Raw genomic sequence first — 26,014 nt, 5'->3', positions numbered from 1 at the left:
TGGTACTACGTAAATATTAGAAAATTGGTACTATTAAGGACCAGTATACCATGTTACGATGGGGGAAATGAACAACATGGGGGATATAGTATGAAAACAATAGGGTTAATTGGGGGATTAAGTTGGGAATCGACTTCTGAATATTATCGTTACATTAATGAAATGGTGAAGAGGCAAAAAGGTGGTTTACATTCTGCTAAAATAGTTATGTATTCTTTTAATTTTGAAGAAATGGTGGAATTGCAACATAGTGGAAAATGGGACATCGCAACAAAGAGAATGATCGAAGCAGGAAAAACGCTGCAAAATGGTGGGGTTGATATTATCGTTATTTGTACAAATACGATGCATATTTGCGCAGATGAAATGAGAGAGAACTTGGATATCCCGTTATTGCACATTGTGGATACAGTAGCTGAAAAAATTGAAGAACAGAAGATTACGAAAGTAGGGCTTCTTGGGACGAAATTTACGATGGAACAGCCATTTTATAAAGAGCTTTTGAAAAAGCAAGGTATTGAAGTTGTCGTTCCGAACGAGGATGACCGTCAAGTTGTCCATGATGTTATTTATGAAGAGCTGTGCAAAGGGAAAGTGAAAGAGAGTTCGAAAGAGAAATATTTAACAATTATCGAAAAGCTTCAGCAAGAAGGTGCAGGCGGAATCATTTTAGGCTGTACAGAGATTCCTTTATTGATTCAGCAAAAAGACACAAGTGTGCCGTTGTTTGATACAACGTATATACATGCAGTAGCTGCTGTGGAGTTTGCGTTGAAAGAGGAAAAATTACAAAAAGTATAAAGGTTAAGAATGGCTGTCCGAAAATCAAGTGTAGTTTTAGACTTGGATTTTGGCCTTTTTTTATGATGGGGTTAATGCTTGTTTTGTAATGGCGATAGCGGCAATTGTAGCACCGTAAAACTGTAGGTAACTACCAATTAGTGTCATGAGATTGCCGGTAGTTGACTTAGACTTTTTTACATAAAGTCCACCGATTGCTTCAAGTCCAGCACCTAGAGATTGCAAACTATATCCAATCGTAATTTCAAGACTAAACGGGTCACTTTGTGTGCTTTCTGAGCTAGCCTCTAGTACTGCACCTAGTGAGTGAAGTGAGCTACCGAGTATATTGTAATCTTGGCTTTTGGTTGTAAGTGATTGGATGTTTAATGCGGCGCTATAGACTCCTGTTGCGTTACCTGAAGCTTGCGTAAAGCTACCTAATATACTTATGGGATCACTCTCAGGTTGTTGTAAAATTCCAGCGAACCCTTGAAGACTATTGCCGATACCTTGGAAGCTGTTGCCAATAATGATTAAATCATAAATAGGAGTTTGGTTATTAACGTATTCTGTTTCAGCAACCGCAACGATAAGCGTGCCAATGGATTGTAGCCATGCACCTGAAATATTCAGAGTTTCTGTATGAGAAAACATGTTGTCCACCGCGCTCATGTTAGAAGTGTGTTATGGAACAAAAGTTGTAGAGGGAGAAATTAACCCTTCTTCTTCTTTACGTATTTCGGCTGTCTCATTTGTTGCTTCAACCCCAGCGCCTAGTGCTTGCGCCCAGTTACCAGAGGCAGATAGTCGTTGAGCTTGGAGTTTTTTTTCTGGAGAAGTTTCTGTAAGTTGTTGGGATACACCAATTGCTTCTAAAAAGTTGCCGATGGCTGAAATCCAAATCCCAAGTAAGATACCTTTTTCAAGTTCTGTGGCCTTTTCTCCTTTTGAATGGACCAACTTGGAAAAGCTAACAGCTTCGATGATTTGGCCAAATAGCTGTATCCATACGCCAGTTGCGACTCCTTGGAAGAGTTTTTCTTCAAGGGAAGATGAAGGATTAGCATTATGTTTGTCGGATTTGGAAATTTGGGATGAATTTTTAAAGTCCACCATCTTCACCTCTTCGTTCGTCATACTATTGTTTTTCTATTAAGGTAGAGTTGGTATTATTGTTGTCCACCGTAACCAGTACCGTATTGTGAGGTAGGGTAACTTTCATAACCTGTTCCACCAAAGTTTGATTCTGTGTAACTAGGACTATAGCCAGGACCACTGAAACCAACACCAGGGTAACCACCACCGTAGCCAGGACCACCGAAACCAGCTCCAGAGTAACCACCACCGTAGCCAGGACCACCAAAACCAGCTCCAGGGTAACCACCACCGTAGCTAGGACCACCGAAACCAAAACCAGGGTAACCACCACCAAAGCCAGGACCACCGAAACCAGCGCCAGGATAACCACCACCAAAACCTGGGCCACCAAAACCTCCTGCTGGGTAACCACCACCGAACCCAGTTTGATTAAATAGCGCACTACCAACTAATCCTCCAACTAAACCGCCTAATAGAGGGAATCCTATTCCACCAAAACCTCCACCGTGTCCTTTACCGTAACCACCACCGTGAGATCGAGGTGAGTATACGGAAGGTCCTCTCCAATGTTGTCTATACAATTGTAGTTCCTCCTCTTTCTGTATAATTTTAATCAAACTGCAAACTCTAACATTCTATTTCCGGGTACTGTACTCTGTATCATATGCCATAACCTATAAAACTTGTGGGCGCTTGTCACAACAAAGAAATATTACAAGAATGTTAAAGGTGCCTGGCACCTTTAACATTCTTGTAATAAAAAAAGTGGACTTCTAAAATGAAGTCCACTCTCTAATTAATCATTCCATATAATATTTACTAAATCGGTTAACGGGGGCTTGTAACCTAATTGTTTACCTAGTGAAACTATTTGTCCTTTATGGTGGTATTCATGGGTTGTTACGTGTGTAAATAACCAAAGAGGAGAGAATGTAGCTTCTCTTCCGTTAGAAAAGCTATAAACCTGTTCTTCAAATAACTCTCCTTCAGCTTTTTGGAAGAATTCTTCTACAAGTTGATTTACATTATGAAAAACACTTCTTAGCTCTGATACTGTTTCTGGAGTGCTGCCATTTAATACATCTTTTTCTTCATTTAAAAAACGAGAAATCCAAGTTTCATAGCATTTTGCCACATGTAAATGCAATTCTATCAATGACTTTCCTGAAAAAGAGATGTGCTCTTGTACTAAATCTTGAGGCGAGACGGATTCTAAATAAGAAAATAACACTTCTCTAGACTGTTTTATGTAAGCATATTGTTGAATTACTGACTTCATTTACCAAACCACCTAGCTAAAGAGTTTCCTTATATTCTAAGTGCAATTCACCGAATATTCAATAGGGAATTATCTGTATTTTAAAATAAATAAAAAAAGACTACAGGAGTGTTTCTGGTGCCAGGTACCTGAAACACTCCTGTAATAATTAAGCGGCTTTATCTTTTGTTGTATATGAATCTGTATTTTTTTCGTTTGCAACTTTTCCTTTGTATGCACAGTAAAGTAAGAATCCCGCAACTAGAATATAGCCCATTGTATATTCAGGTGATGCGTTAAAGTTTAATTGTGGTGCATGCATGAATCCAACAAACGACATTAGTGCACCAACCAAGGAGAAGATGGCTGCCTTTTTATATTGTTGATCAATAACGAAGGCGGTAATTGCTCCAAGTATGATGGCAGTGAACATAGCACCTTGGCCTAGTGGCACGATTCCTTCTGAAATGCCTGCGACTACTTCACCTGCAGGGTTGTTAAAGCGTGTCATCACATAGTTTGCGAAATAAGGTAACATCGCAATTGCAACTGCTGGAAAATATTTTTTATCATTAGATTGAAAAGCAGTTGTTACCATCGATAATCCAACAAAAACTAAGATTGGGGCAACAGCAGCTAAAGGAATAATGGAAGAAAGTGCAGCAATTCCACCAGTCATCGCGGCAATCGCGAAAACAACAGCATTTAATATACTATATCCTCGACCTGCTCCCATCTGTTTAGAACCAACTGTTGCAATATAAACAGTTGTTGGGAAAAGTCCACCAAACATAGCGCCTATCATTGTCCCTGCGCCGTCAACTGCTTGACATTCACGAACATCGTAAGAATCCCCGGCAGCAGCCATAGCATCCACATTATTCATCGTTTCAATTGCGTTATATAAAGTGATTGGTAAAATAACAGCCAGCAATCCAATTAACGCCCCAAATAAAAACGTCATACCTTCAAAAGCAGCTAAAGTTGGTAATATTGGATAAAATCCAATGTTTGCTAATCCATCGGATATTTTTTCAGGAGATTGATACCCCAAGACAAATGCTAAAATCGTTCCAATTAATACGGCAAAAAGTGTAGTTGGAATTTTGAAAGGCATTGCCATCTTTCCGATAACCCCAACAATGATAATGATTAATGATACTAATCCAACAACTGGAATGGAAAATGTGTTAAAAAGCATTTCTCCAGCGATAAAAGTTAATGCAACACCAGCTAAAGCCCCAAGCATCGCTGCACGCGGTAAATGATTGCGTATCCAGTTCCCGGTAAAGCTTACAGCAACTTCTATAAATCCACTTAAAAAAGCAGCCGCCACCGCAATTTTCCATGCAAGTTCAGGGTCTCCAGTTAACGTTTTTGCTGGTAGTAGTACTCCGAATAAAAACACAAACATAACTGGTGTACTGATCCCGTATGAAAGGGCCGTAACATCCGTTCGTCCTTCTTTTTGTGCCAATCGATTTGCCATGTATGCATAATATAGGTTCCCAACAATAACGGCAACCGCAGCACCTGGAATTACTTTACCGAAAACAATACTAGCAGGGAATCCTAAGCCTAGCATCGTTACGGCAATGATGACGAAGTTTGCTAAGTTATTTTGAAAGAGTGCAAAAAAAGCGTCTGTATCTTCTTTTTTATACCATGGATATACTACTGATTTCGTTGACATTTTTTCTTCCTCCTAGCTCAAGTGGGTTATTTCAGTTTGTTGTAAGAAGGTTACTTTGCCGTTTTGTAAAGATTGAATTCTTGCAAGGGACTCAACACGGTAACCGGTATCAAGAAGTTGCTGTCTACCAGGTTGAAAAGATTTTTCTATTACGATGCCGATTCCAGTCACGGTTGCACCAGCCTGCTCTACAACATTTGCTAAGCCCAATGCAGCCTGACCATTAGCTAGGAAATCGTCTATGATAAGAACTCGGTCGTTTTTTTCTAAAAATTCTTTTGAGACAGTAATCTCGTTTGTTTCTTGCTTTGTAAATGAATAAACACTACTTGTAAAAACATTGTCTTGAAGAGTGAGAGATTTCTTTTTTCTTGCAAAAATAAGAGGAACTTGAAGCATGTTTGCCGCCATAAAACTTGGTGCAATTCCGGAAGATTCTAATGTCAAAACCTTTGTGATTTGGTCATCTTTGAATCTATCAGCAAACTCTCTTCCAATCTCAATCATGAGATCTGTGTCTATTTGGTGGTTAAGAAAAGTGTTCACTTTAAGTACACCGTCTGATAGGACTGTTCCTTTTTCTAAAATGGCATGTTGAAGTTGTAACATGATGATGCCTCCTTTTGTTAGGGTAAGGTGGTTTGAAAAAACAAAAAAGCCGAACGCCTTTAGTCGTTGTAAATAATCTACAAGTGACCAAAGACATTCGGCTTATATTTACTGTTGAAAGGAAATATAAAGTCGACCGTGCTTATCGTTAACTAGTGAGACTAGTAAACTAAAAGCAAAGTATCATTCAGTACTCGTAGTCAAACCATTTACGGCGGTTTGGTAGAAACTTGTAGGCCATATCCCCACTATTATACGAGAGTATTAAATTAAGGTTCGTAATTCCATGATTAATAGTAGTGATTATAAAACAAAAACATCCATTTGAAAACCCCTTTGACTAAAAAAACGAATAAAAATATTCAAAAAACCAAAAAAGTTCGGCTTCGACATAGGTGCCAGGCACCACCCGAAATTTGTCGAATCAATTGGTTTTGTAGTGTTTGATTTGCAAATAGTTTTTTGATAATTTAGTAGTGAGAAATCAATAAAGAGGTGATTGTTTTACAATGGCAAGACGAAAGAGAGAATGGAAACCAGATCATTTTTATCATGTAGGGTGTAGAGGGAATAGGAAGGAAGCGATATTTAGAAATAGAGCTGATTTTCATGCATTTTTCTATATACTTGATTATATTTATGACAAGGCACCATTCGAAATTACTTCATATTGCTTAATGACTAATCATTATCATTTACTAGTTCGAACAAAAGAATTAAATCTATCTGCATTAATGGGTTTACTGAACAAGAGGTATGCAACTTACTTTAACAGCAAATACAACTTAACAGGCCATGTATTTGAAAACCGTTTTTTCAGTGAAGCTATCACAGATAGAAAGGGGTTGATGGACGTAAGTCATTATATTCACTATAACCCCGTTAAAGCTAATATAGTAAAAGATCCAAAAGAGTATAAATGGAGTAGTTATCAATACTTCAATCCACAACAAACTTCAAATAGTATTCCCCAACCATACATCAACATAGAGCCACTGCTTAACTTATTTCAAGGAAAAGATGACAACGAAAGAAGTTTTCATTACAGGGAGTATTGTAAAAATCTCCAACGAATAATAAATGATAGAGATAAAAGAAGCACTATAACACTTCGTAAAACTTCAACAAAAAGTCCACTAATTTCTACTAGTAATTTTTCCTAGTAAACTAATATAATGGAAAATATATATGGAATTTATATTTTTTTACAGTGGTGAGGGAAATATAGGATAAGAAACTATATTTTTAATTAAAACGATTTTTCAACCATGGAAGCCCTCGGGTGATTCACATCCCAAGGGCTTCCATGGTTGTTATTCGACAAATATCGGGTGGTGCCTGGCACCTGGATTTTTTTTACTTTAAGTGTAACAGTATGCTTATTGAATCGACTATTAGTTATTAAGTGGGAATGGATGTTGTATTGGGGGGATTAGTTTGAGTGAGAAAAAGTTAGCAGATGTGTTTTTGAGGGAAGTGTACCGTCCGTATTATCAAGACGTGTATCAATATTGTTTGTATTTAACAAACCACAAGGAAGAAGCTTTAGATTTAACACAGGATACGTTTTTGAAGGCAATGAAAAGTATCGAACGCTATCAAGGGAGGTCCAATTTAAGAACGTGGATTATGTCCATCGCACGAAATACGACAATTGATAGCTTTCGAAAAAAGAAATTCCAACGCTTACTACCGATGAAATGGGGAAAAGAGCAAACATTTGTAGCAGAATCACCTGAAAATTCAGTTGGCAACAAAGCAGAGTGGCAAGTACTTCAAGAAGCACTTACAACATTAAAGGACGATTATCGTCAAGTCATCATTTTAAGAGCTTTAAAAGAATTTTCCCCTAAAGAAGTTTCAGAGATTTTAGGTTGGAGTGAATCAAAAGTTAGAGTGACCTATCATCGTGCCATTGAGCAAATGCGGAAGAAAATTGGCAAAGATGAGGAAGGAGTGTTGACCTTTGAAAGAACAAAATAATCTAGAATGGCTAACCCCTTTAAAACAAAGACCTGACTTATATATGGATGAAAAGACTGCCATGAAAATAGAACAAAGATTACGCAGTGGGAAGAAAAGAAACACAATCTTCTTCTATGTTCCTGTTACATTTGCCACAATCGCTGCCATTGTACTACTTTTTACTTTTTTATCAAGTGGCATGCTTTTACAAAGAGGCTCATTATATGCTAAAGATGTTGAAAGGTTCCTAGCTGGAAAAGAAATACTTGAGAAGCAAGACTGGGATGACATGGAAAGAGAGATAAAGCTTCCGACACAAGCTCCTTTTGAAGTAGAGAAAGTAGAATTAAACAGAGATCAGTTTGGTCCACATCATATAAATGAAAAGGGGGTAGTAGAATACTTAGACGGAGATATTACTGTAATAGAAGTTACGTATTTTGGACAAATGAAGGATAAAAGTGTTTGGATGAGATTAACGCAAAAAGGTAGTGAATATGAACGGCAGATTACAGATGAGCAAAAAGTTGATATTAGAAAAGATTTAAAAGGCTTTTATTGGGACAGCGAAAATGTAAAAGGTATTTGGTGGGAAGACGGTGGTGCTGTTTACGAAATAGAAATAACGGTATTTTCTCCAGGTGGCAAAATTAATACAGACACAATCGAGCAAAAAGAAATTATTAAAATAGCCCAGTCTTTTGAGGTTTTTAAGAAAAAGGGTTTAGTCGAACAAAAAGATGACTATGTTTTAACGGACGAATGGAAGGAATCACTTTCAGCGTTTGATAGTGTAGGCAGACCGTATTATCATTTTACCTCTATTCCGTTTGAAGTAGTGGAGGTAAATTCGGAGTATTCACTTGGTGGAAACATTGATACAGTCCATGTTGAATACAGAGGCCCAGATAATAAATCTCTAGAACTTTTTGTATCCTTTAATCAGCCTATGGATAAGGATGCCCCTGATTTAAAAAGTGATTTTACGGAAGCCGTGACAAGTAACGGGTTAGTGTACTATTACGGGCATTTTGATTTGGATAAGACAATAGTGGTATGGGATGATGGGAAAAACAGGTTTTTAGTATATCTATGGGAGATTGAAGATGTTGAAGATAAAATCCCAACAATCATCGAGTCGATGAAGATATATGAGAATTAATTTCGCCTCGAAAAGTTTTGTATAAGAAGATATAAGGGAGTGCCTACATGAAAAAAGTGCCGGTTATAATCTTCCTCTTATTGAGCTTAACTGCGTGCGATTTCTTGAACTCACATCCTCTTTCGTTAGAAATGGTTGCCTACAATAGCTTAACGGACGAAGAAACAGCTAGAATACCAGTAAGTCCGAAAGATGCTAGAGTTGAGCTCATAGAAGTTAATGACAAGATAAATGAATATTTAAATCCAGAATACGAAAACAATAAAGTATATTCCATAACGTTTAAACATACGGAGACAGAACTAACCGGAAACTTAATCGTATTTATTGCTCTTGATAAGAAAACTGTAGTAGGTAAAGGGAATGCATCGAACTAAACAGGTTTTCTATGAATTTTGCTTATTAATTCAGACGACAGTTAAGGCTGTCGTTATTTTGTTCTTTAGGAAATTATAAAATTCATACTTTGTAGATAACTTTCAATTTAGAGTAGGTTACGTCTAGCTCCAGGCGCCATCGACTATAAAACTTCCTGCTCCTCCGGTCGATAAGTAAACATCGATTTGTTCCTACGTCACAAATCGTGTTTCCTATATCTTGCTTCGGAGCCGTCCAGTTTTTACGTCGATAAGCGGGCGCCATGCGCTTTTGTTCTGCTAATCAGCATAATAATATCAATTTATCTTCTTTTATTATCAAAATTTATTTTCGATTCATCATCAGAAAACGAAACCAAAAATAAAACTATAGCGTATATATTTACAAAAGGTTACAGTAATATTAAAAAGTGGTATCAGGTGCCAGGCACTTGTAACACTCCCGTAAAAATTCGAACATGGGGGAATGAGGTATGCACGATTTCGGTCCGGATCCGTTTGGAGCATCTAGTGGTTTTGATTTTTTTGGTATTATGTTCACTTTATTTCCTATTTTCTTTATGATTATTTTAGGAATAATCTTATTTACAGTTTTTAAAAACATTAAAGAATGGAGTAACAATAATAAACAACCAAGGTTGTCAGTAGGGGCCATTGTGGTGTCTAAAAGAATTGATGTAAGTAGAACGATGCATAATCATAATAATAATCATGCCCACTCCACGTCAACTACACGAAATTACGTTACATTTGAGGTAGAAAGCGGAGATAGAATGGAGTTTCAAGTAAGTGGAAAAGAATATGGGCTGTTAGCAGAGAGAGATAAGGGAAAGTTAGCATTTCAAGGGACTCGGTATTTGAGCTTTGAGCGAATCAGCTAAATTTTTACAGTAAATGAATGAAATAAATAAAAAAAGACTAAAGCACCGTAATCTTAACTTGCTGCGGCGCTTTGGTCTTTTTTTTCGGATATAAACTTATAAACAGAGATATTTTGCAGGATACTAACGATCATTAAGCTAAACATAAACCAAAAATAAGGGATATCATGGATGACTAACGCTATGACAGATGCCACTAACATCAGAAAGCTTGCTAACAAGCTAACGACGAAGATAATTTTACTTAACTTCAATTGTCTCTTCCCCCAATAGTCTTTTTAATTACAGTATCTATATACCCAATCTTCATTATATATTTTCCTATTATACATGAAAATCGGCTCTTTTTTATTACAATTTCATAATATTTATAGGAAAGTTAAGATAGTACTGTAAGTAATTACTTTAACTATAGGACGAAAATACCTGAAAAAAAGTTTTTATAAATATGAGTGGTAAACCATATTTTTACAAGTGCCTGGCACCTGGGTGAAATAAACAAAATTGTTGTATGTGTCCTTTTTATTCTTCATTTACTTCTGTTAGTTCATGTACTTCTTGAAGATATTCGTCTTCTGTTTCGTGTTTAATCCAGCCGAATTTAGGGGCAAAATAAGATTTTCCGGTTTTTGTTACTTCACCATCTGCATCCTTTTCTTCAAATGATGTAACAATCACGTTATGAAATTCTTTCACAGGTGTTTTAATGGTTTCATTAACGGAAGTTATTTCGTAAGAAACTGTGATACCGACTTGCTCTAGAACTTGCGTCCAAGTATCACCTTTAGTAGGGGGGAGAGACATGATTTTCGTTGTAGGATATTTTTCAATGTCGCTAGCAGACCAATCAAGAGGGAAACTTTCTTGAACAACTAAATAACCATAGATACCATCTTTTTTTTCCACATAAAAATTATTCGACTCCACTATATCAGTCGAATCCATTTGTTGTACTAACTTAGTTTGAACAATCTTACTATCTGGCACAATACTATACAAGACTCTGTAAGTCGTTTGCTCTTTATCCTCGACATAACGAACAAAAGTAAAATCACCATCTGTAGGTAAAACGGTTGTTTCTTCTTCCAAATTATTATCCGTTCCTAGTTGCTGTCCACCACAGCTAGACATTACAACAATAAATATAACTGCAATTATAGTTAAAAAGAGACTACGACCCATGCATAAACCTCCTAAGGAGTTTTTACATAGGTTTCCCTACTCCCCAAAAATCATACAAAAAGTCGGGATTATTCATCATGACTTAAAAATCTATAGCCAATAAACAATATTCCAAAACAAATAAGTGTTACTAGTATTAACTCATATCCAAAGCAAGTAGATTGAAGACATAAATCCTTCATAATGTTCACTCCTTTTCACTATAAAAACGCTTACAAAAAATCTTATAATTATAAATATTCGATTATTATGAGTAATTTCCTTTTTTACAGTGAAAAAGGTGAAAATATGTTTTTGGAATAATGTGTTTTAATGGACACTGTTGATTTCCGTGCAAGGCTTCGCTTTCCGCGGGCTTGTCTAGTTTCAGCGGCTAGCTCCTCGAGTCATAAGTCATTGTCGCCTTGAGGGTAAAAAAGCACCCTCAATTCTCCCCTGCCTTATGCTTGTCGGAGCTGAACGAGCCGCTTCAAACATTTCGTTGCGCCGGGAGCCTCCTCGGCGCAAGCGCCTGTGGGGTCTCCCGCTCCCCGCTTCTCCCGCAGGAGTCTCAGCCTTGCACGGAAATCAACAAGTAAGTTTTTAATAGCAACAATAAACTTTGGTACATCCAATAATAAAAAAAGAACCTTCAATAAAGAGGCTCTTTAACGATTATCTTTGCTCAAATTCTTCCGCTTTTTCTTGTGCTTCTTCTATTAAGTCTTCAATATACATTCTCGCTTCATCTTCATCATATGTCCTAAAAACCATATCTTTCGTCAGGACGCCTGTAAATTCCAATACAATAAATGCTGGAGCTTGTTCAAGGTTATAGCGAGAATATTGCTCATTCGCCTCATCTAAACCAACAATTAACTCGTATTCATCTAAAATAAACTCAATTTCGGGAATATTCATGATCATTGCATCTTCTTTGTTCTCAACCACTTCTATGAAAGAAAATCGATTGGAATAGTACTCCGTGGGACTGCTACAGGCTGTGAATAATAGAAGGAAAATGACAAGGAATAAAATACGTTTCATGCTAGCCCACCTTCGTCATCTTTTCTATATTTCAAAATTATTACAGGTGCCAGGCACTTGTAATAATTTCGTAATATCCTCTCTAATGATAAACGTTTCATAAATGTTTGAAAAGAGGAAAATGTTTGATTTCTTTTTTAAGTGCAATCCGGTTGCTTCTCTTGTTCCTATAGAGTTACTTTAATAGCGCTATTTCGCTTTATTAATTCATTTGCAAATCGTTGCTTATCTTCTGGTGATATTACGACAGAACCCCAGCGTCCATATTTAATTTCTAACCTATCCATCGATAAAGCAGGACTAGACAAAATACTCTTCGTAGACTGGATAGAAGTAATTTCAGAGATTTTTACTTTCCAACGAAATGGCCCTGAGACGATCCTTACTACATCGTCGTGGACAGAATAGTACGTTCTCAAATAAATGGCTAACACAAGCCATACGGTTAAACCGATAACAATAAGAATAACTATTGTCCCAGCATTAAATTCTTCGAACCATAAAGGAATAACAGACACAATAGCCACAACAACTGTTCCAAAAATAATTGATGTCATCCACCAATCTTTTTTCGAATAAAAACATTTAGTGCTTATTAAGTTCTTGACCACATACACATATAGTACAAGTATACAAAAATTTACTACAAAAAGAGGATGACAAAATGGAAGAATTTTTTTTCGGAATCTTTGAGTTTTTCGCAGACCTAGGTGTATGGGGCATTATGTTTGGGCTCATGGTCGAAGTAATCCCGAGTGAAATAGTCTTAGGTTATGGAGGCTATTTAATTTCAATTGGAGAAATAAGCTTCTTGAGTGCCCTTATAGCAGGTGCAGTTGGTGGGACGTTTGCTCAACTTTTCTTATATTGGGCAGGAAGTATCGGTGGCAGACCTTTCTTAGAAAAATACGGAAAGTACATATTAATCCAACCAAAACATTTAGACCTTTCGGAAAAGTGGTTTGTTGAATACGGCCCGATTGTTGTATTCGCTGCAAGGTTCGTACCAGTTGTACGACACGCAATATCTATTCCAGCTGGAGTAGCCAAAATGCCGTTTTTACCATTTCTCCTTTACACCATTGCAGCGGTTATTCCGTGGACTATCCTATTTTTATATTTAGGTTTTGAATTGGGTGAAAATTGGCGTGAAATCAAACAAGCTGCACAACCATTGATCATGCCTTTAATTTTTCTCATGTGTGTTGGAGTATTAACTTATTTTCTATTCAGCCGGAAACGTAAGTAAGAGGGGGATATTATGTCAAAAATAGAAGCATTTATTCTTGGGATTATTCAGGGATTAACAGAGTTTTTACCGATAAGTAGTACAGGCCATTTGTATCTAGGTAGAAATCTATTTGGTCTTCAAGAAGCTGGATTGCTACTTGATACCATGTTGCACTTTGGTACATTAATTGCGGTCCTTTATTTCTACAGAGAAGAATTCGTGAAAATAATTAAAAACCCATTTCACAAGCTTTCCCTTCTCCTCATTGTCGGTACAATTCCGGCAGTCGTTATCGGACTATCTTTTAAGGATTACTTTGAAGAAATTTCTACAACAGGTGTAACGATTGGTTGGGAGTTTTTAATTACGGGAGCTTTCCTTTGGTTTGCTGATTCCATCAAGCAAGGCGCAAAAAAGATGGACGATATTACTTGGAAGGATGCACTTTTTATCGGTTCCTTTCAAGCAGCGGCTATTTTTCCGGCCATATCTCGCTCAGGCCTTACTATAGCAGCAGGTTTATTTAGAAAACTAGACCGTGAAACAGCAGCGTATTTCTCCTTTTTACTTTCTACACCAGCAATAGCAGGGGCTGTAGTTTTACAAACTGCAGAAGTTGCCCAGGTGGGAAGGGAGGACATTTCCTTAACAGCTCTTATTATAGGAATTTTAGCATCGTGCTTTTTTGGATACATTGCAGTAAAATGGATGATCAACTACTTAAAAAAACACTCATTAAAAACATTTGCTATTTATGTGTGGGTGCTTGGAATTGGAGTTATCATATTACAAAAGATGGGATTATTCTAAAATCAAAATAGCAGTGCTAACGGAGTAGTATACGTTAACACTGCTATTTTAAATTACATTTAATCTCTTTGAACTCTAAGCAAAAACACCCAAAGTGTTCCATAAGTTGCAAACAATAATAGTAAGAAAATTGGTGTTGATAAAAAGTCGATAGGCATACATATCACTCACTTTATTTGATAACTTCATGTGGTACCGGAAATAGAAAAATTAAAATAAATATTATAGGCAGAGACAAAACAATCGCTAGCACAGGCTTTTTGGAATGGATTTTTAATATAATTAGAAATGCAAAATTAAACAGCGTCATATATATATGATTCCATCCGTTGTCATATATAAACATTCCTTTTTTGTAAAATAAATATTCAATAATGGAGAAAAAAGCTCCCCACACTACAATATATATGACTTTGTTCTTTGTCTCTTTCTTAGGAAAACGTTGTAGGAAAATGACAATCAATATCGGCATGATGATAAACGAAAATCCAATATCTATAAACGTATGATTCAGCAAGTCTGTAGTAATGGCCCGAAAGCTCCAAAGTGTATGATTGTAATATAAAAAATTATAAAATAAATTAGAAACAATAAAGAATAATACAGTTGGGTAATAAGGAAACCAATTTTTTCGATCAATAAAAAAGTACCCAAAGACTAACCAAACAACAACTACTAATAATAAGTACATATTTTTTCCCCTTTAATAAAATTTAGATAAACTTTATTAGTATGTACGATTATAGAAGTACTTATACAAAAAAAACCGAAACAGTAAGTTTCGGTTTTAATCATTTTATTTATTTTGCGCCTACAAGAGCCTTTTCTAATATTTGTTCCAGAGACCCTTTTAGTTCAATGTCTGATAATGTAAGGTGGGATTGTACGAATTGTAAGCTCAATTCAGCACGAAGACCTGTAATCGCAGGTGTGATCCCAATAAGCTTTAACGCGCGTATTAATAAATCTATTGTATGAATGACTGTTTGATCTACAATATATACACCAGAAAAATCGATGATCAATTTATTTATTTGAAGATTTTTGCACTTATCTAATGTCTCTTCAATTAGAATGCTTGCTCTTTCGTCGTCAAGTTCTCCAATTAAAGGTAATACAGCTATACCATTTAATAATGGAACAATTGGTACAGAAAGGCGAAGGAATCTAGCTTTTGTTTCTAATATTTTATCGTCCGTTGCTTTCGTGAAAGCTTGACTAAAACCAAATACAATAATATTAAATACTTCATCTATTTGTTCAAACTGATATGCCAATTCTTCTAATTTTAAATGTAGACGCTCGCCTTCCTGCTGTAAAAAATTCCAACTACATTTTTTATATAATGTCATATTGGAAAGTGTTGAATCAAGTGAAGCACCATTGCTCACTGCCATTTGCCCAATTGAACTGCCCCACTCTTTCGCATTATGTAAAATATCTTTATCTTTTGTTGAAATATACTCTCCAATATAATCAACTAAAGTGGAGAAAATACTAATTATTCCAATAGCCTGCTCTTCTTGCTTATAAACTTCATTTTCTGGATAAGCTTTTTGTAATTCTTTTAACATATTTGTAGCTATAATTTCTTTTTCATCCTTGAATCTTATGCCGATTACTGCGTTCACTTCCACTAGTTTCTCCCCCTTCTTTTTTTAAAAGTTTTATGTTTGTACACTTGTCCTATATTTCTATTTAAACAAACTGAAAGGAAAAAGAGAATTATTTTCTATTGAAAAAATATAAACATTTTATAAAGAATTTTAAAAATAAAGAAAACAGGCTAATTAAGAGGGCCTGTTTGTTAAAATTTTAATTGATTTTTATGTTTGTCTGTAAACTTTTTGAATACATCCGAAAGTAGCATTAATCCAATTAACCCAAAAATTAAGTAAGATAAGTTAAGGTAAAGAGCTGGATCAATTCGTATATGGTCTCCGCCGGCAGCTATTTTTATAATTTGGTAGGACTCAAAACCAACCTTTACAGTTACCAATACGAAAATTGCGATGATTACTTTCCAGAGTAATTTCATGAAACCCCCTCCAGTTATTGCAAAAAAATTATTTATACTTTATGTTTTTTTATTGAAAAATGGGTATAGAAAAGAAGAAAAACTTACATTACTATACCAAACTTTTAAAATAGATACAATACGAATAAGTTACCAATGACAAAAGTTGTAATATAACAGAAATGCGAATATTTAATCTATCGTAAAGCACTTTACATTATATTTTATAGAAATTAAAATAAAAAAGTCGCCTTTTGTCGCACATAATACTTAGAAAACTGTAACATACATACTTATACAAAAGGAGTTTACCTATGAAAAAACTATCATTAACGACACAAATACTAATCGGTCTTGGGTTAGGTATTCTAGTTGGATTAGTATTAAACCTATATGCACCAGGTCTGTTTAGTCGACTTGATCCACTCTTATTTACACCACTAGGACAAATCTTTTTAAATCTTATCACAATGTTAGTTGTCCCAATTGTTTTAATATCCATTACTTTAGGTGTAATCAATTTAGGGGATACGAAGAAATTAGGTAGAATTGGATTTAAAACCATTTTATTTTTCTTAATTACAACAAGTATTGCGATTACGATAGGGTTAACATTAGCTTCTCTTGTAAAACCAGGGGAATTTGGAACATTTGATACATCTGCATTAGAGTACGAAGGAACAAGAGAAGCGCCAGCAGTTGTGGACACTTTATTAAACATCATCCCGAAAAACCCGATAACTGCTATGGCAGAAGGAAATTTACTTCAAATCATTGCTTTTTCAGTGTTATTAGGTCTTGCTTTGAACGTTTTAGGGGATAAGGTAGCTGGTATAAGAAAACTATTCGAACAAGCGAACGAAGTTGTTATGTATCTTGTTCATTTAATTATTAAAACAGCACCATATGGAGCATTTGGTTTAATCGCATCTGCTATCGGTAAGATGGGCTTTGATGCTTTTAAAGCGATGTTTGCTTATTTCCTTGTTGTTGCTGCAGCACTGATCATTCACTTATTTGTAACTTATGGTGGAGCTGTTGCCATACTTGGAAAAACGAATCCGCTTCACTTCTTTAAAAAATTCTTACCAGCTATGAGTGTGGCATTCAGTACTTCAAGCAGTAATGCTACATTACCGATATCGATGGACATTGCACAAGAGCGTTTAGGTGTGCCAAAACATATTAGTAGCTTTGTTCAACCACTAGGTGCAACAATCAACATGGATGGTACAGCTATCATGCAAGGTGTAGCAACTGTGTTCATTGCTCAAGTATTTGCTGAAAGTCTAACTTTGTTTGAACTAATTACAGTTGTCGGGGTAGCTGTAGTAGCGAGTATAGGGACTGCAGGAGTACCAGGCGTAGGTCTAATCTTATTAGCAATGGTATTAGGCTCAGTAGGTTTACCTGTTGAAGGAATTGCATTAATTCTCGGGGTAGATCGATTACTTGATATGGCACGTACAGCAGTTAACATAACTGGTGATGCATCATGTGCATATATCGTTGCAAAATCAGAAGGCGAAGACATGACAGTAACAGAAAATCCTAATACCAATAACTTATAAAAAGCACTATATAAAGCACACAGAATCACACTAAAAAGGTTGCGATAACATAAATCGCAACCTTTTTGTTCTTTCGACAAAATTCGGGTGGTGCCTGGCACTTCTGTTATTCTTCTGTTATTTAATATGTACTTTCAGTTTTGGTTTTCTTTGTTTTTCCTCTTTTAATAAGTCGCGAATTTCCGTCAAGACGATCACTTCCTCAGAAGGTTTATTAGAAGAATCTTTCTTTTCCTTTGATCGTAATTTTTGGAGAAATCGAATACATAAAAATATAGAAAAAGCTATAATTAAAAAGTCTACAATTGTTTGTAAGAACAACCCATACTTCACAACAGCCTGACCAATTATTATTCTTTGGTTCGTTAAATTGATTCCACCTAACAATACCCCAAATAAAGGCATCATTATATCATTAACTAAAGAAGATACAATATTCCCGAAAGCACTACCAATGACAACTCCAAATGCCAAATCGATAACGTTCCCTTTTACAGCAAATTGTTTGAAATCTCTAAACATAATTAGTTAGCTCCTATAGCAGTATTCTTTATTCGATTGTATGAGATGAATGTCATATTTATGAGGACATGTTTAATAGGATAGAGTAGTGGGAAAAGAAAAGTAAGAGATGAGGGAGGAATGGATTGTGAAGAAACGTCTTAAGAAAAAAATAGAGAAACGACTTGCCTTATTTAAAGAAAACGCCGACAACCGAGCTATAGGTCATACACAGCGTCTTGTCGCTGCACGTCAACGTACACAAAGTAATACACATAGAAAAGAACAACGTAGCTAAAAGGGAGCGATTTGGATGAGTGATGGAACATTAAGAAAAAAGAACCAAAACCTAATGGAAAAGGCAAAGTATGCTCAAGATGGGACAGGTTTAAAGAAAGATGCTAAAAGTGTCCGCCGTATTAACCGTCACTTAGAACGTGAAAGAAGCAGGAAAGAAAAAAAGAATTTACAACCTGCGTTTGAAGTGTATGTAAATGACCATTCATTTCGAGTAACTGGTGTAACCAGCGAAGAAGAAGCAATCGATAAGTTATCGAAATGGAGCGCATTTCATAACATGGTGAACAAGATGAAAGAAAATGATCTTGAAGTGAAAATCGAAGCGAAGAAAATTCAATAGGCTCAGTCTAAAAAGCAAATGGTTAATATATACCATTTGCTTTTTAGTTGTTGAGATGAGATGCTGTTCTTTTTCTAAAACGACTATATTTTGAAGGTAGAGAGAACGAGATGTCCATAATACAAAATTTACGGACAACTTTCACGAAAAGAAAGAACGTGATGTTCTTAATAAACATTTAATGGACATTTGTCCAGAAAACATAGAACGAAATGTACATAATACTATTATTCAATGAGTCACGAAAACAAAAAAACCATCCTCAACTAGTGAAGATGGCAGCTGACTAAATTATATACCACATCGGAACATTCAACAAAAATAAAATAAGCCTTTTTAGTAAGATGCGGGATTAACCTCTATAAGAGTTAAACACATTGGAAAGAAGAAATTCTTCTTGTATCAATTCCAAAATACACCCAGCGGAAAGCAAACCAACGGTAACCAGCAACTGACGTTCTACCGATAAAAGTTGGATAGAACCAGAACGATTCCCCGTTTGTTAAACGGATGAATGTAAAGCGAAATAAACATCTATTTAATGCACCAGGGTCTACAGCAAATGTTTGCGGTCCTCCAGCAGAAAAAGATGCACTTGGTGGAGGAGGTGTTGCTGGAGGTGGACCAGGTGGTTGTTGCGGTCCTCCCATGCTTCCTCCTGATCCAGGAGGCATACCACCAGGTCCAAACGTACCACCAGATCCAGGAGGCATACCACCAGATCCAGGAGGCATACCACCAGGCCCCACAGGCGGAGGGAAGATTGGTGGGAATCCAATTAATTGACGATAATAATACATAACAATTGCTCCTTTCAAGCAACAAAGTCCATCAGATAATGGTTCTTACTAAAGTATGCATATTGATTAAAATAGGTGATTGTCTATTGTCATATTCGAATTCGACAATACTCAGGTGTCACTGACACGCTTTTTTAATGAAATTCATTTTGCTGTCAGTAAAAGAGGAATATGAACTTCATAAGGTCGATGAAGTTCAAATGGGTGAGAAAAAAGAAAAGAATGAACTTCATAAGCTCGATGAAGTTCAAATCGGCAAAAGAAAGAGAAGAGAATGAACTTCATAAGCTCGATAAAGTTCAAATTAGCCATAAAAAAAGAAGGAAATGAACTTCATAATCGAAATTCATTTCCCTCCAAAAAAGTAAGAATTAATTATTTTGCTACTAATACCGGACATTTGGCGGAATTTGTCACTTTATCACTTACACTACCTAAAATGAGCTTTTTAAGTCCACCATGGCCGCTACTGCCAATAATTATTAAGTCAATATCACTCGTTTCTTCATACTGGCAAATGGTTTTAGCTGGATCTCCTTCTATTACTTCTATAGGTGCTTCTACTCCTGCGTTGGCAAGCATCGCTTCCACTTCGTTCAATAATTCTTCTGTTTCGCTTTCATATGAGTAAGGAACGTGATTTTCTTCCGGTACTCTCTCCTGTGCAGTTGGTGTATACATGTTTAACCCTTCAATCCCATACCCAGCTGCTGGTAAAGATGAAGTTTTTTCCGTACGAATAGGTGTAACAGGTTCTGTTTTTTCAAGCACGTGTAAAATAGTTAAATCAGAACCTAATCTTCGCTTCATATCTAGTCCCATTTGAAGAGCTTTGTAACTTCCTTTTGATCCGTCATAAGGAATTAATATTTTTTGCATAATAATTTCTCCTTTCACTTGAGTGAGTTTCATAATGTACAATTACTAAATGAAAAACGAATATTAAACCTATTCTTTATTATAATTTACGTTTTTATATCGAACGTTTTTTATTATAATAAAGGGGACATTCGTTTTTCATTAAACGAACAGTAATTATGAAAATGATTCACTTAATAAAATAAATAGTATTTACAAATCAATACCCTTATTGAAAAGCACAAAACATCCCATTTTTACACTAAATAGGTTAAATATTCATGCAGATAGGGTATTAATCTTGTAGTAAAATAAACTAGCGTTTTACACGGAGAAAGGAAAAACTCCCCATAAAACTCCAACTCCCAACGAATTATATAGGTGTAGGATTGTATCTTCAGGAGGCAATATGACAAATAGATCTGAATACAAGAAGAGAAAAATGAAAAAGAATTATGGAAAAGTGACTTTGTTAGTTACTAGCTTGTTAATCTTAAACGTATTTATTTTTATGCAATTTTATATAAAAACAAGAGATGTTAGTGCGTTAACAGAGCCACTCCCAACGGCAACAGTTATTTATGATCGTGAAGGTGAACAAGTAAGTGTATTCCGCCCTAATAAAGTGGAAGGAATAGCTACAGAAGAAATACCAGACATTATGAAACTTGCAGTCGTCGCGGTAGAAGACCAAAGGTTTTATGAGCACGACGGTTTTGATATTGTTGGTACAGGAAGAGCGATGTTTACCAACCTAAAAGCAAGAAGAGTTGTTCAAGGTGGTAGTACTCTAACGCAACAAATGGTGAAAAATGTTTTCCTAACGCATGACCAAACATTTAAAAGAAAACTTGATGAATATTTCTTAGCTAAAAAAGTAGAACAACAGTATTCGAAAAATGAAATATTAGGAATATATTTGAATCAAGTGTATTTTGGTGAAGGTGCCTGGGGAATAAAGAGAGCAGCTGAAATTTATTACGGGAAAGAGCCAAAAGATCTTACGTTAAACGAAGTGGCAACACTTGCTGGATTACTGCCAGCCCCATCTGTGCTTAATCCGATTAAAAATGAAGAAAGAGCCAAAAACCGTAGAAACGTAGTTTTGCAGTTAATGTATGAACAGCAATTTATTTCAAGACAACAACTAGAAGAGACACGAGAAGAACCTATCGAACTTAATCCGAAAAGCAGTTCTTTGTTTAATGTACAATATCCATCCTATATGACCCATGTAATTCAAGAAGCTGTTACTATGTACGGTATATCAGAAAGCGAAGTCTTATCTGGTGGTTATCATATTTACACAGCATTAGATCAGCCAACACAATCAGCACTCGAAAATATTTATGCTGAACCATCTAATTTCCCAAAAGGTTCAGCTGATGAAATACCTCAAAGTAGCGGAATAATCATTCATCCGGAAACAGGGGGAATATTAGCTTTAATTGGTGGTAGAGAAAATAAATTTCAAGACTATAACCGAGTGTCTAGACTAACTAGGCAGCCAGGTTCAACTATTAAACCATTATTAGTTTATACTCCAGCTTTAGAAAATGGATATGACATGTTCGATATGTTAAATGATTCACCTGTTGAATTTGGAAACTATAAACCTCAAAACTTTTCTAGAACTTTCAAAGGGGAAGTTTCCATGTATGATGCAGTGTTGAATTCATATAATGTTCCAGCAGTATCTGTTTTACATGAAATGGGTCTAAGTACTGCGATAAATATGGCCAAAAAACTATATTTGCCGATTACAGAAAATGACCATAATCTAGCAGCACTTGCCCTAGGTGGTTTAGATAAAGGGGTAACTCTTCAACAAATGGCAGAAGCGTATACGATTTATCCAAACAAAGGGGAAATCATTGAATCACATACAATTAAGAAAATTGTTGACCGTAACGGTGACGAAGTAGCTACCTTTGATGGAGAAAAAGAACGAGTAGCATCAGAAGAAGTAGTGCAAAAAATGACGTATATGTTAAAAGGCGTAGTCGATAACGGAACAGGTAGAAACGCTCAAATTGCAGGAAGAGAAGTAGCTGGTAAAACTGGGTCTACGCAAGTTGTTGGTGCCCAAGTCAACGGTACATCGAACCAGTGGTTTATTGGCTATACGCCCGAATTAGTAGGGGCTTTTTGGATCGGTTATGATCGTCTATCACCTGATCAGTACATTCCAGCTGTTCAAGGCGCGGGGAATCCTGCTGCAAAACTATTCCAACAAGCTATGAGTGAAGCATTAATAGATTTACCAAAATCCTCTTTCGGTTTACCAGCATATAAGCAGCCAAAACCGAAAAGTGTGGAACCTTCTTCACAGGCAAAACCGAAAAAGGAAGAGAAAAAGCCTAAAAAAGAAGAGAAGAAACGTGGCAAAGAGAAAGCGCCAGGACAAAAAAAGAAACGCAGAGATGAATAATGTTCTCTGCGTTTCTTTATTTTTAGTATTCTATTTTAAAGGTTAGTGTTGATAATTTAATACTAATACCTGTTGATTTCCGTGCAAGGATGAGACTCCTCGAAAAGTTTGAAGCGGCTCGTTCAGCTCCGACAAGCATAAGACAGGGGCAGCTTGAGGGTGCTTTTCCCCTCGAGATGACCATGGCTAGACTTACGGAGCTAGCCGCTGAAACTAGACACGCCCGCGGAAAGCGAAGCCTTGCACGGAAATCAGCAGCGAACTAATACAGCCCTTTACTAAAACCTCCTGAACCATTCCACCTCATCCTCTAGACCGATATGCAAAAATTCCTCCGACCGTTACTTTCTACCCCAATTACTATATATGATATACATAAATAAGGGGTAACGTTAGGAGAGAAAACAATGCAAAATATCATTCAGATCTTCAAAAAAGAAAATTACTCAAAACTCTTTTTTGCTTCGTTTACATCTACTTTAGGAAGTATTATTGGAATTGCAGCATTCATGCTCTATTTATTAGACCGGTTCAGCGAGCAACCTGCCTACGCCGCTCTAACAGAAATGATGTATTCTTTGCCCACCCTAGCGGTGTTTTTTCTAGTAGGAGTATTAGCAGATAGACTAGATCGTCAAAAAATTGCAGCTTACTCAGACTATATATGTGCGGTATTAACGTTAGCATTATTTGGTGCTATATACCTTGATTCCATTCCATTAGTCTTCGCAATCCTTTTTTTACGTAGTGCGGTTTCGAAGTTTTTTCATCCTGCACAAGGAGCGATTATTCAAGGTATTTTATCAAAAGATGAATATACAGTTGCAGCAGGTTTAAACCAAATGACTAGTAGTATCTTTATGTTATTTGGAAATGCACTCGGAATATGGATTTATTGGACGATAGGATTAGAAGGAGCAATTATCGTTGGGGCAGTCACTTTCACTATTAGTGGATTACTCATTAACGCATGTAAAATTTCAGAAGAAGTTAGATTGCCTAATGGTAAACACTCCATGAAAGACATAAATATAAAGTTTGTATTAAAGGATTTTAAAGCAGGATTGACGTATATTTTACAACACAAACTTTTATTAAATATTATCGTTGGATTTTTTGTTTTCGGTATTGTAAATGGTGGTTTAACGGTTATGCCGGCTTATATTTTAAAATATAAAATATCTCCAGATAATTATGAGCAATTGATGATGTATCTTGGAATAGCTTTTGGACTATCTATCCTTCTAGGTAGTATTATTGCATCTATTTTTGTAAAAAAAATGAAATTATATCAAATGATTATCGTTGGTTTATTCATAACAGCACTATTTATTTCACTAACAGCTTATTCAACAAATTTCATAGTTTATTGTTCTTTAAGTGTTATAGTAGGATTAATTCTACCATTCATTAATATAGGAATAGGTGGCTGGTTACCAAGAATAGTTGACCCAAAAATGATGGGGCGGGTCCAAGGATGGATTAGTCCTCTTATGATGTTATCGCAAACTATTACATTAGGCTTTATTGCAGTAGCATTTCCGAAAATTTTATCTATCGAAGGACTACATTTAATTGTAGGTGGCTGTATGTTATTCGTTGCGATTTACTACAGCTTTACGTTACCAAAATACGCAAAAGAAGAAGAAACAGAAGAATTGCTACAACTACAAAAAGTTCCTTCCGCATAAAACTATTAGACAAGGAATAATGATTATAAAGATAGTGAGTTGATGTACGCTACAGGTGTGAGACTCCTGCGGGAAAAGTGTGACAAGTGAGACCCTGGAAGCGCTAGAGCGCTGAGGAGGCTCACGAGTCCACCCGCGGAAAGCGAGCACCTGTAGCGTACATCAACTGCTAGAACCCTTATCAGTTATTATAAAAGGAGACATACATGGAAAAAATAAAATCGCTACTATTATGGATCGTCACAGTAGGTCAGTTAGTAGGGGTAGGGCTATTCTTTGTAAACATCGTAGTAGCCATTTACTTTTATGCTTTTATTGTAATAGCTTTCATAACGTTAATGATATTATTAATCATAGAAAGAGTTAAAGAAAAGAAGGAGGATGACGAAAATGATTATCGTGACTACTGATTTTGTACCTGGAAAAGAAGTGAAAGAATTAAAAGGTTTTGTAAAAGGAAGTACTGTCCAATCAAAGCATGTTGGTAGAGACATTATGGCTGGACTAAAAACACTTGTAGGTGGAGAAATTAAAGGATATACCGACATGATGACGGAAGCTCGTCAAAAGGCAATTGGCAGAATGGTAGAAGATGCCCAAGCTAAAGGAGCAAATGCTATTATTGCAGTTCGTCTAGAAACATCGAACGTGATGCCAAATGCATCTGAAATCATTGCATATGGAACAGCAGTAACAGTAGAGTAAGTTTCAAGTGTATTATATTAATTCAATTGAGTGAGTTTCATAAAGTACAATTACTAAACGAAAAACGAATAGTAAACCTATTCTTTCATATAATTTACGTTTTATATCGAACGTTATTTAATTATAGGCTGTGTTAAAGCTTAGTGTTGATATTTATATACTTACCTGTTGATTTCCGTGCAAGGCTGAGACTCCTGCGGGAGAAGCGGGAAGCGGGAGACCCCACAGGCGCTTGCGCCGAGGAGTAGGTTTTTTCACGGCAGTGAAAATAACCTTCCTTTTTACCGCCCGCGGAAAGCGAAGCCTTGCACGGAAATCAACAGCAACCTTTAACATAGCCTAATTAAAAAAACGGAACATTCGTTTTTCACTAAACGAACAGTAATTATGAAATCGATTAAATTAAAAAAGTTTTGACAAATTTGTGAAAACTGTTATGATAATTATCAGAAAACAACATATAGTTTTAAAGGGCAAATTTTTTGTCCTTAACGATCAACCACTAGGGGTGCCTTCTTAAGGCTGAGATTAGAGTGTAACTCTAAGACTCTTAGAACCTGATCTCGTTAATACGAGCGTAGGGAAGTGGACGGATGAATGTTTGTACTACATAAAAGTGCGAGCAAACACGAATTTCTGTGTATTCAACCACCTTCTTTGCGCAAATGCGTAACGTAGGTGGTTTTTTATTTGCCGAAAATAGGCTAGGGAAACTAGAAAGTAGT

General features: G+C 36.1%; 31 protein-coding genes and 2 riboswitches. Of the genes, 15 read left to right on the top strand and 16 right to left on the bottom strand.

Annotated elements, in window-relative coordinates:
- Positions 1 to 90: 90 nt before the first annotated feature.
- Complete coding sequence (locus tag CDZ92_RS11210; protein WP_096155324.1) at positions 91 to 801, top strand: aspartate/glutamate racemase family protein; 711 nt, start codon at positions 91 to 93, stop codon at positions 799 to 801.
- Between the two features lie 60 nt (positions 802 to 861).
- On the opposite strand, the gene CDZ92_RS11205 is transcribed toward CDZ92_RS11210, so the two are convergent.
- The 6 genes from CDZ92_RS11205 to CDZ92_RS11180 all read right to left on the bottom strand — a co-directional run bounded on the left by CDZ92_RS11205 (position 862) and on the right by CDZ92_RS11180 (position 5,441).
- Complete coding sequence (locus CDZ92_RS11205; protein ID WP_096155323.1) at positions 862 to 1,437, bottom strand: DUF6944 family repetitive protein; 576 nt, start codon at positions 1,435 to 1,437, stop codon at positions 862 to 864.
- A gap of 30 nt (positions 1,438 to 1,467) precedes the next feature.
- The gene (locus CDZ92_RS11200) at positions 1,468 to 1,899 is read right to left on the bottom strand and encodes a DUF6944 family repetitive protein (RefSeq protein ID WP_096155322.1); all 432 of its coding nucleotides are present in this window, start codon (positions 1,897 to 1,899) and stop codon (positions 1,468 to 1,470) included.
- A gap of 53 nt (positions 1,900 to 1,952) precedes the next feature.
- The gene (locus tag CDZ92_RS20320; protein ID WP_176483756.1) at positions 1,953 to 2,462 is read right to left on the bottom strand and encodes a hypothetical protein; all 510 of its coding nucleotides are present in this window, start codon (positions 2,460 to 2,462) and stop codon (positions 1,953 to 1,955) included.
- 215 nt (positions 2,463 to 2,677) lie between these two features.
- On the bottom strand, positions 2,678 to 3,160 hold the full coding sequence (locus tag CDZ92_RS11190; RefSeq protein ID WP_096155321.1) for a DinB family protein: 483 nt from the start codon (positions 3,158 to 3,160) through the stop codon (positions 2,678 to 2,680).
- Positions 3,161 to 3,308: 148 nt separating this feature from the next.
- Complete coding sequence (locus CDZ92_RS11185) at positions 3,309 to 4,832, bottom strand: NCS2 family permease (RefSeq protein WP_096155320.1); 1,524 nt, start codon at positions 4,830 to 4,832, stop codon at positions 3,309 to 3,311.
- 12 nt (positions 4,833 to 4,844) lie between these two features.
- A complete protein-coding gene (locus CDZ92_RS11180) occupies positions 4,845 to 5,441 on the bottom strand; it encodes a xanthine phosphoribosyltransferase (protein ID WP_096155319.1) in 597 nt (198 codons plus the stop codon).
- A 177-nt stretch (positions 5,442 to 5,618) separates the two neighbouring features.
- A riboswitch (purine riboswitch) is annotated at positions 5,619 to 5,720 on the bottom strand.
- Positions 5,721 to 5,950: 230 nt separating this feature from the next.
- Between CDZ92_RS11180 and CDZ92_RS11175 the strand changes: the two genes are divergently transcribed.
- From CDZ92_RS11175 to CDZ92_RS11155, 5 genes are all read left to right on the top strand, one after another.
- A complete protein-coding gene (locus tag CDZ92_RS11175) occupies positions 5,951 to 6,604 on the top strand; it encodes a transposase (protein ID WP_227521524.1) in 654 nt (217 codons plus the stop codon).
- A 274-nt stretch (positions 6,605 to 6,878) separates the two neighbouring features.
- Positions 6,879 to 7,424, top strand: coding sequence for an RNA polymerase sigma factor (locus CDZ92_RS11170; protein ID WP_157842757.1), 546 nt, complete (start codon positions 6,879 to 6,881; stop codon positions 7,422 to 7,424).
- On the top strand, positions 7,408 to 8,568 hold the full coding sequence (locus CDZ92_RS11165) for a hypothetical protein (RefSeq protein WP_096155317.1): 1,161 nt from the start codon (positions 7,408 to 7,410) through the stop codon (positions 8,566 to 8,568). The genes CDZ92_RS11170 and CDZ92_RS11165 overlap by 17 nt, the downstream gene beginning before the upstream one ends.
- Before the next feature lie 47 nt (positions 8,569 to 8,615).
- A complete protein-coding gene (locus CDZ92_RS11160) occupies positions 8,616 to 8,945 on the top strand; it encodes a hypothetical protein (RefSeq protein WP_096155316.1) in 330 nt (109 codons plus the stop codon).
- 473 nt (positions 8,946 to 9,418) lie between these two features.
- Positions 9,419 to 9,826, top strand: a complete 408-nt coding sequence (locus tag CDZ92_RS11155; protein ID WP_198508247.1) for a DUF2500 domain-containing protein — start codon at positions 9,419 to 9,421, stop codon at positions 9,824 to 9,826.
- A 53-nt stretch (positions 9,827 to 9,879) separates the two neighbouring features.
- Here the strand turns inward: CDZ92_RS11155 and CDZ92_RS11150 are convergent, their stop codons facing one another.
- The 4 genes from CDZ92_RS11150 to CDZ92_RS11130 all read right to left on the bottom strand — a co-directional run bounded on the left by CDZ92_RS11150 (position 9,880) and on the right by CDZ92_RS11130 (position 12,591).
- The gene (locus CDZ92_RS11150; protein WP_096155315.1) at positions 9,880 to 10,080 is read right to left on the bottom strand and encodes a hypothetical protein; all 201 of its coding nucleotides are present in this window, start codon (positions 10,078 to 10,080) and stop codon (positions 9,880 to 9,882) included.
- A gap of 268 nt (positions 10,081 to 10,348) precedes the next feature.
- Complete coding sequence (locus CDZ92_RS11145; protein ID WP_096155314.1) at positions 10,349 to 11,008, bottom strand: hypothetical protein; 660 nt, start codon at positions 11,006 to 11,008, stop codon at positions 10,349 to 10,351.
- Positions 11,009 to 11,662: 654 nt separating this feature from the next.
- Positions 11,663 to 12,034: a hypothetical protein gene (locus tag CDZ92_RS11135; protein WP_096155312.1), complete on the bottom strand. Its 372-nt coding sequence runs from the start codon at positions 12,032 to 12,034 to the stop codon at positions 11,663 to 11,665.
- Between the two features lie 167 nt (positions 12,035 to 12,201).
- The gene (locus CDZ92_RS11130; protein WP_096155311.1) at positions 12,202 to 12,591 is read right to left on the bottom strand and encodes a PH domain-containing protein; all 390 of its coding nucleotides are present in this window, start codon (positions 12,589 to 12,591) and stop codon (positions 12,202 to 12,204) included.
- 107 nt (positions 12,592 to 12,698) lie between these two features.
- On the opposite strand from CDZ92_RS11130, the gene CDZ92_RS11125 reads away from it, so the two are divergent.
- Both CDZ92_RS11125 and CDZ92_RS11120 read left to right on the top strand, forming a co-directional pair.
- On the top strand, positions 12,699 to 13,283 hold the full coding sequence (locus CDZ92_RS11125) for a DedA family protein (protein ID WP_096155310.1): 585 nt from the start codon (positions 12,699 to 12,701) through the stop codon (positions 13,281 to 13,283).
- A gap of 12 nt (positions 13,284 to 13,295) precedes the next feature.
- Positions 13,296 to 14,075, top strand: coding sequence for an undecaprenyl-diphosphate phosphatase (locus tag CDZ92_RS11120; RefSeq protein WP_096155309.1), 780 nt, complete (start codon positions 13,296 to 13,298; stop codon positions 14,073 to 14,075).
- A gap of 172 nt (positions 14,076 to 14,247) precedes the next feature.
- On the opposite strand, the gene CDZ92_RS11115 is transcribed toward CDZ92_RS11120, so the two are convergent.
- From CDZ92_RS11115 to CDZ92_RS11105, 3 genes are all read right to left on the bottom strand, one after another.
- Positions 14,248 to 14,766 carry a CBO0543 family protein gene (locus CDZ92_RS11115; protein WP_096155308.1) on the bottom strand — a complete coding sequence of 173 codons (519 nt, stop codon included), beginning with the start codon at positions 14,764 to 14,766 and terminating at the stop codon, positions 14,248 to 14,250.
- A 109-nt stretch (positions 14,767 to 14,875) separates the two neighbouring features.
- Entirely contained in the window at positions 14,876 to 15,712 is an 837-nt protein-coding gene (locus tag CDZ92_RS11110; protein ID WP_096155307.1) for an STAS domain-containing protein, read from the bottom strand.
- 170 nt (positions 15,713 to 15,882) lie between these two features.
- Positions 15,883 to 16,113: a hypothetical protein gene (locus CDZ92_RS11105; RefSeq protein WP_096155306.1), complete on the bottom strand. Its 231-nt coding sequence runs from the start codon at positions 16,111 to 16,113 to the stop codon at positions 15,883 to 15,885.
- Positions 16,114 to 16,406: 293 nt separating this feature from the next.
- Here CDZ92_RS11105 and CDZ92_RS11100 point away from each other — a divergent pair, with 293 nt between their 5' ends.
- Complete coding sequence (locus CDZ92_RS11100) at positions 16,407 to 17,663, top strand: dicarboxylate/amino acid:cation symporter (protein WP_096155305.1); 1,257 nt, start codon at positions 16,407 to 16,409, stop codon at positions 17,661 to 17,663.
- Positions 17,664 to 17,780: 117 nt separating this feature from the next.
- Here CDZ92_RS11100 and mscL read toward each other — a convergent pair whose 3' ends face one another.
- On the bottom strand, positions 17,781 to 18,185 hold the full coding sequence (gene mscL / locus CDZ92_RS11095; RefSeq protein WP_096155304.1) for a large-conductance mechanosensitive channel protein MscL: 405 nt from the start codon (positions 18,183 to 18,185) through the stop codon (positions 17,781 to 17,783).
- A gap of 127 nt (positions 18,186 to 18,312) precedes the next feature.
- On the opposite strand from mscL, the gene CDZ92_RS20005 reads away from it, so the two are divergent.
- Entirely contained in the window at positions 18,313 to 18,462 is a 150-nt protein-coding gene (locus CDZ92_RS20005) for a hypothetical protein (RefSeq protein WP_157842756.1), read from the top strand.
- Positions 18,463 to 18,477: 15 nt separating this feature from the next.
- Positions 18,478 to 18,804, top strand: a complete 327-nt coding sequence (locus tag CDZ92_RS11090) for a hypothetical protein (RefSeq protein ID WP_096155303.1) — start codon at positions 18,478 to 18,480, stop codon at positions 18,802 to 18,804.
- 368 nt (positions 18,805 to 19,172) lie between these two features.
- Here CDZ92_RS11090 and CDZ92_RS11085 read toward each other — a convergent pair whose 3' ends face one another.
- Together CDZ92_RS11085 and CDZ92_RS11080 are read right to left on the bottom strand one after the other, a co-directional pair.
- Positions 19,173 to 19,604 carry a hypothetical protein gene (locus CDZ92_RS11085; protein WP_096155302.1) on the bottom strand — a complete coding sequence of 144 codons (432 nt, stop codon included), beginning with the start codon at positions 19,602 to 19,604 and terminating at the stop codon, positions 19,173 to 19,175.
- 375 nt (positions 19,605 to 19,979) lie between these two features.
- Positions 19,980 to 20,483, bottom strand: coding sequence for a universal stress protein (locus CDZ92_RS11080; protein ID WP_176483755.1), 504 nt, complete (start codon positions 20,481 to 20,483; stop codon positions 19,980 to 19,982).
- Positions 20,484 to 20,871: 388 nt separating this feature from the next.
- Here CDZ92_RS11080 and CDZ92_RS11075 point away from each other — a divergent pair, with 388 nt between their 5' ends.
- The 4 genes from CDZ92_RS11075 (at position 20,872) to CDZ92_RS11060 (ending at position 25,289) form a co-directional block, all read left to right on the top strand.
- Positions 20,872 to 22,893 (top strand): transglycosylase domain-containing protein, encoded by a 2,022-nt coding sequence (locus CDZ92_RS11075; RefSeq protein WP_096155300.1) that lies wholly within the window; start codon positions 20,872 to 20,874, stop codon positions 22,891 to 22,893.
- Positions 22,894 to 23,300: 407 nt separating this feature from the next.
- Entirely contained in the window at positions 23,301 to 24,584 is a 1,284-nt protein-coding gene (locus CDZ92_RS11070; protein ID WP_096155299.1) for an MFS transporter, read from the top strand.
- A gap of 206 nt (positions 24,585 to 24,790) precedes the next feature.
- Positions 24,791 to 24,994, top strand: coding sequence for a hypothetical protein (locus tag CDZ92_RS11065; protein ID WP_096155298.1), 204 nt, complete (start codon positions 24,791 to 24,793; stop codon positions 24,992 to 24,994).
- Positions 24,975 to 25,289: a YbjQ family protein gene (locus tag CDZ92_RS11060; protein ID WP_096155297.1), complete on the top strand. Its 315-nt coding sequence runs from the start codon at positions 24,975 to 24,977 to the stop codon at positions 25,287 to 25,289. The genes CDZ92_RS11065 and CDZ92_RS11060 overlap by 20 nt, the downstream gene beginning before the upstream one ends.
- Before the next feature lie 494 nt (positions 25,290 to 25,783).
- A riboswitch (TPP riboswitch) is annotated at positions 25,784 to 25,890 on the top strand.
- Positions 25,891 to 26,014 lie beyond the last annotated feature (124 nt).

Origin of the sequence: Bacillus sp. FJAT-45066 (assembly GCF_002335755.1) — a bacterium.
GTDB lineage: Bacteria > Bacillota > Bacilli > Bacillales > Bacillaceae_I > Bacillus_CD > Bacillus_CD alkalisoli.
Note: the sequence above shows the minus strand (reverse complement) of the source record. Positions and strands in the feature narration are given on the sequence as shown.

What these genes read in the sequence shown, in the direction of transcription:
- CDZ92_RS11210 (WP_096155324.1), top strand. Translation starts at nt 91, where the DNA reads ATGAAAACAATAGGGTTAATTGGGGGATTAAGTTGGGAATCGACTTCT.
- CDZ92_RS11205 (WP_096155323.1), bottom strand. Translation starts at nt 1,437, where the DNA reads ATGTTTTCTCATACAGAAACTCTGAATATTTCAGGTGCATGGCTACAA.
- CDZ92_RS11200 (WP_096155322.1), bottom strand. Translation starts at nt 1,899, where the DNA reads ATGGTGGACTTTAAAAATTCATCCCAAATTTCCAAATCCGACAAACAT.
- CDZ92_RS11190 (WP_096155321.1), bottom strand. Translation starts at nt 3,160, where the DNA reads ATGAAGTCAGTAATTCAACAATATGCTTACATAAAACAGTCTAGAGAA.
- CDZ92_RS11185 (WP_096155320.1), bottom strand. Translation starts at nt 4,832, where the DNA reads ATGTCAACGAAATCAGTAGTATATCCATGGTATAAAAAAGAAGATACA.
- CDZ92_RS11180 (WP_096155319.1), bottom strand. Translation starts at nt 5,441, where the DNA reads ATGTTACAACTTCAACATGCCATTTTAGAAAAAGGAACAGTCCTATCA.
- CDZ92_RS11175 (WP_227521524.1), top strand. Translation starts at nt 5,951, where the DNA reads ATGGCAAGACGAAAGAGAGAATGGAAACCAGATCATTTTTATCATGTA.
- CDZ92_RS11160 (WP_096155316.1), top strand. Translation starts at nt 8,616, where the DNA reads ATGAAAAAAGTGCCGGTTATAATCTTCCTCTTATTGAGCTTAACTGCG.
- CDZ92_RS11155 (WP_198508247.1), top strand. Translation starts at nt 9,419, where the DNA reads ATGCACGATTTCGGTCCGGATCCGTTTGGAGCATCTAGTGGTTTTGAT.
- CDZ92_RS11145 (WP_096155314.1), bottom strand. Translation starts at nt 11,008, where the DNA reads ATGGGTCGTAGTCTCTTTTTAACTATAATTGCAGTTATATTTATTGTT.
- CDZ92_RS11135 (WP_096155312.1), bottom strand. Translation starts at nt 12,034, where the DNA reads ATGAAACGTATTTTATTCCTTGTCATTTTCCTTCTATTATTCACAGCC.
- CDZ92_RS11130 (WP_096155311.1), bottom strand. Translation starts at nt 12,591, where the DNA reads ATGACATCAATTATTTTTGGAACAGTTGTTGTGGCTATTGTGTCTGTT.
- CDZ92_RS11125 (WP_096155310.1), top strand. Translation starts at nt 12,699, where the DNA reads ATGGAAGAATTTTTTTTCGGAATCTTTGAGTTTTTCGCAGACCTAGGT.
- CDZ92_RS11120 (WP_096155309.1), top strand. Translation starts at nt 13,296, where the DNA reads ATGTCAAAAATAGAAGCATTTATTCTTGGGATTATTCAGGGATTAACA.
- CDZ92_RS11115 (WP_096155308.1), bottom strand. Translation starts at nt 14,766, where the DNA reads ATGTACTTATTATTAGTAGTTGTTGTTTGGTTAGTCTTTGGGTACTTT.
- CDZ92_RS11105 (WP_096155306.1), bottom strand. Translation starts at nt 16,113, where the DNA reads ATGAAATTACTCTGGAAAGTAATCATCGCAATTTTCGTATTGGTAACT.
- CDZ92_RS11100 (WP_096155305.1), top strand. Translation starts at nt 16,407, where the DNA reads ATGAAAAAACTATCATTAACGACACAAATACTAATCGGTCTTGGGTTA.
- mscL (WP_096155304.1), bottom strand. Translation starts at nt 18,185, where the DNA reads ATGTTTAGAGATTTCAAACAATTTGCTGTAAAAGGGAACGTTATCGAT.
- CDZ92_RS11090 (WP_096155303.1), top strand. Translation starts at nt 18,478, where the DNA reads ATGAGTGATGGAACATTAAGAAAAAAGAACCAAAACCTAATGGAAAAG.
- CDZ92_RS11085 (WP_096155302.1), bottom strand. Translation starts at nt 19,604, where the DNA reads ATGTATTATTATCGTCAATTAATTGGATTCCCACCAATCTTCCCTCCG.
- CDZ92_RS11080 (WP_176483755.1), bottom strand. Translation starts at nt 20,483, where the DNA reads ATGCAAAAAATATTAATTCCTTATGACGGATCAAAAGGAAGTTACAAA.
- CDZ92_RS11075 (WP_096155300.1), top strand. Translation starts at nt 20,872, where the DNA reads ATGACAAATAGATCTGAATACAAGAAGAGAAAAATGAAAAAGAATTAT.
- CDZ92_RS11070 (WP_096155299.1), top strand. Translation starts at nt 23,301, where the DNA reads ATGCAAAATATCATTCAGATCTTCAAAAAAGAAAATTACTCAAAACTC.
- CDZ92_RS11065 (WP_096155298.1), top strand. Translation starts at nt 24,791, where the DNA reads ATGGAAAAAATAAAATCGCTACTATTATGGATCGTCACAGTAGGTCAG.
- CDZ92_RS11060 (WP_096155297.1), top strand. Translation starts at nt 24,975, where the DNA reads ATGATTATCGTGACTACTGATTTTGTACCTGGAAAAGAAGTGAAAGAA.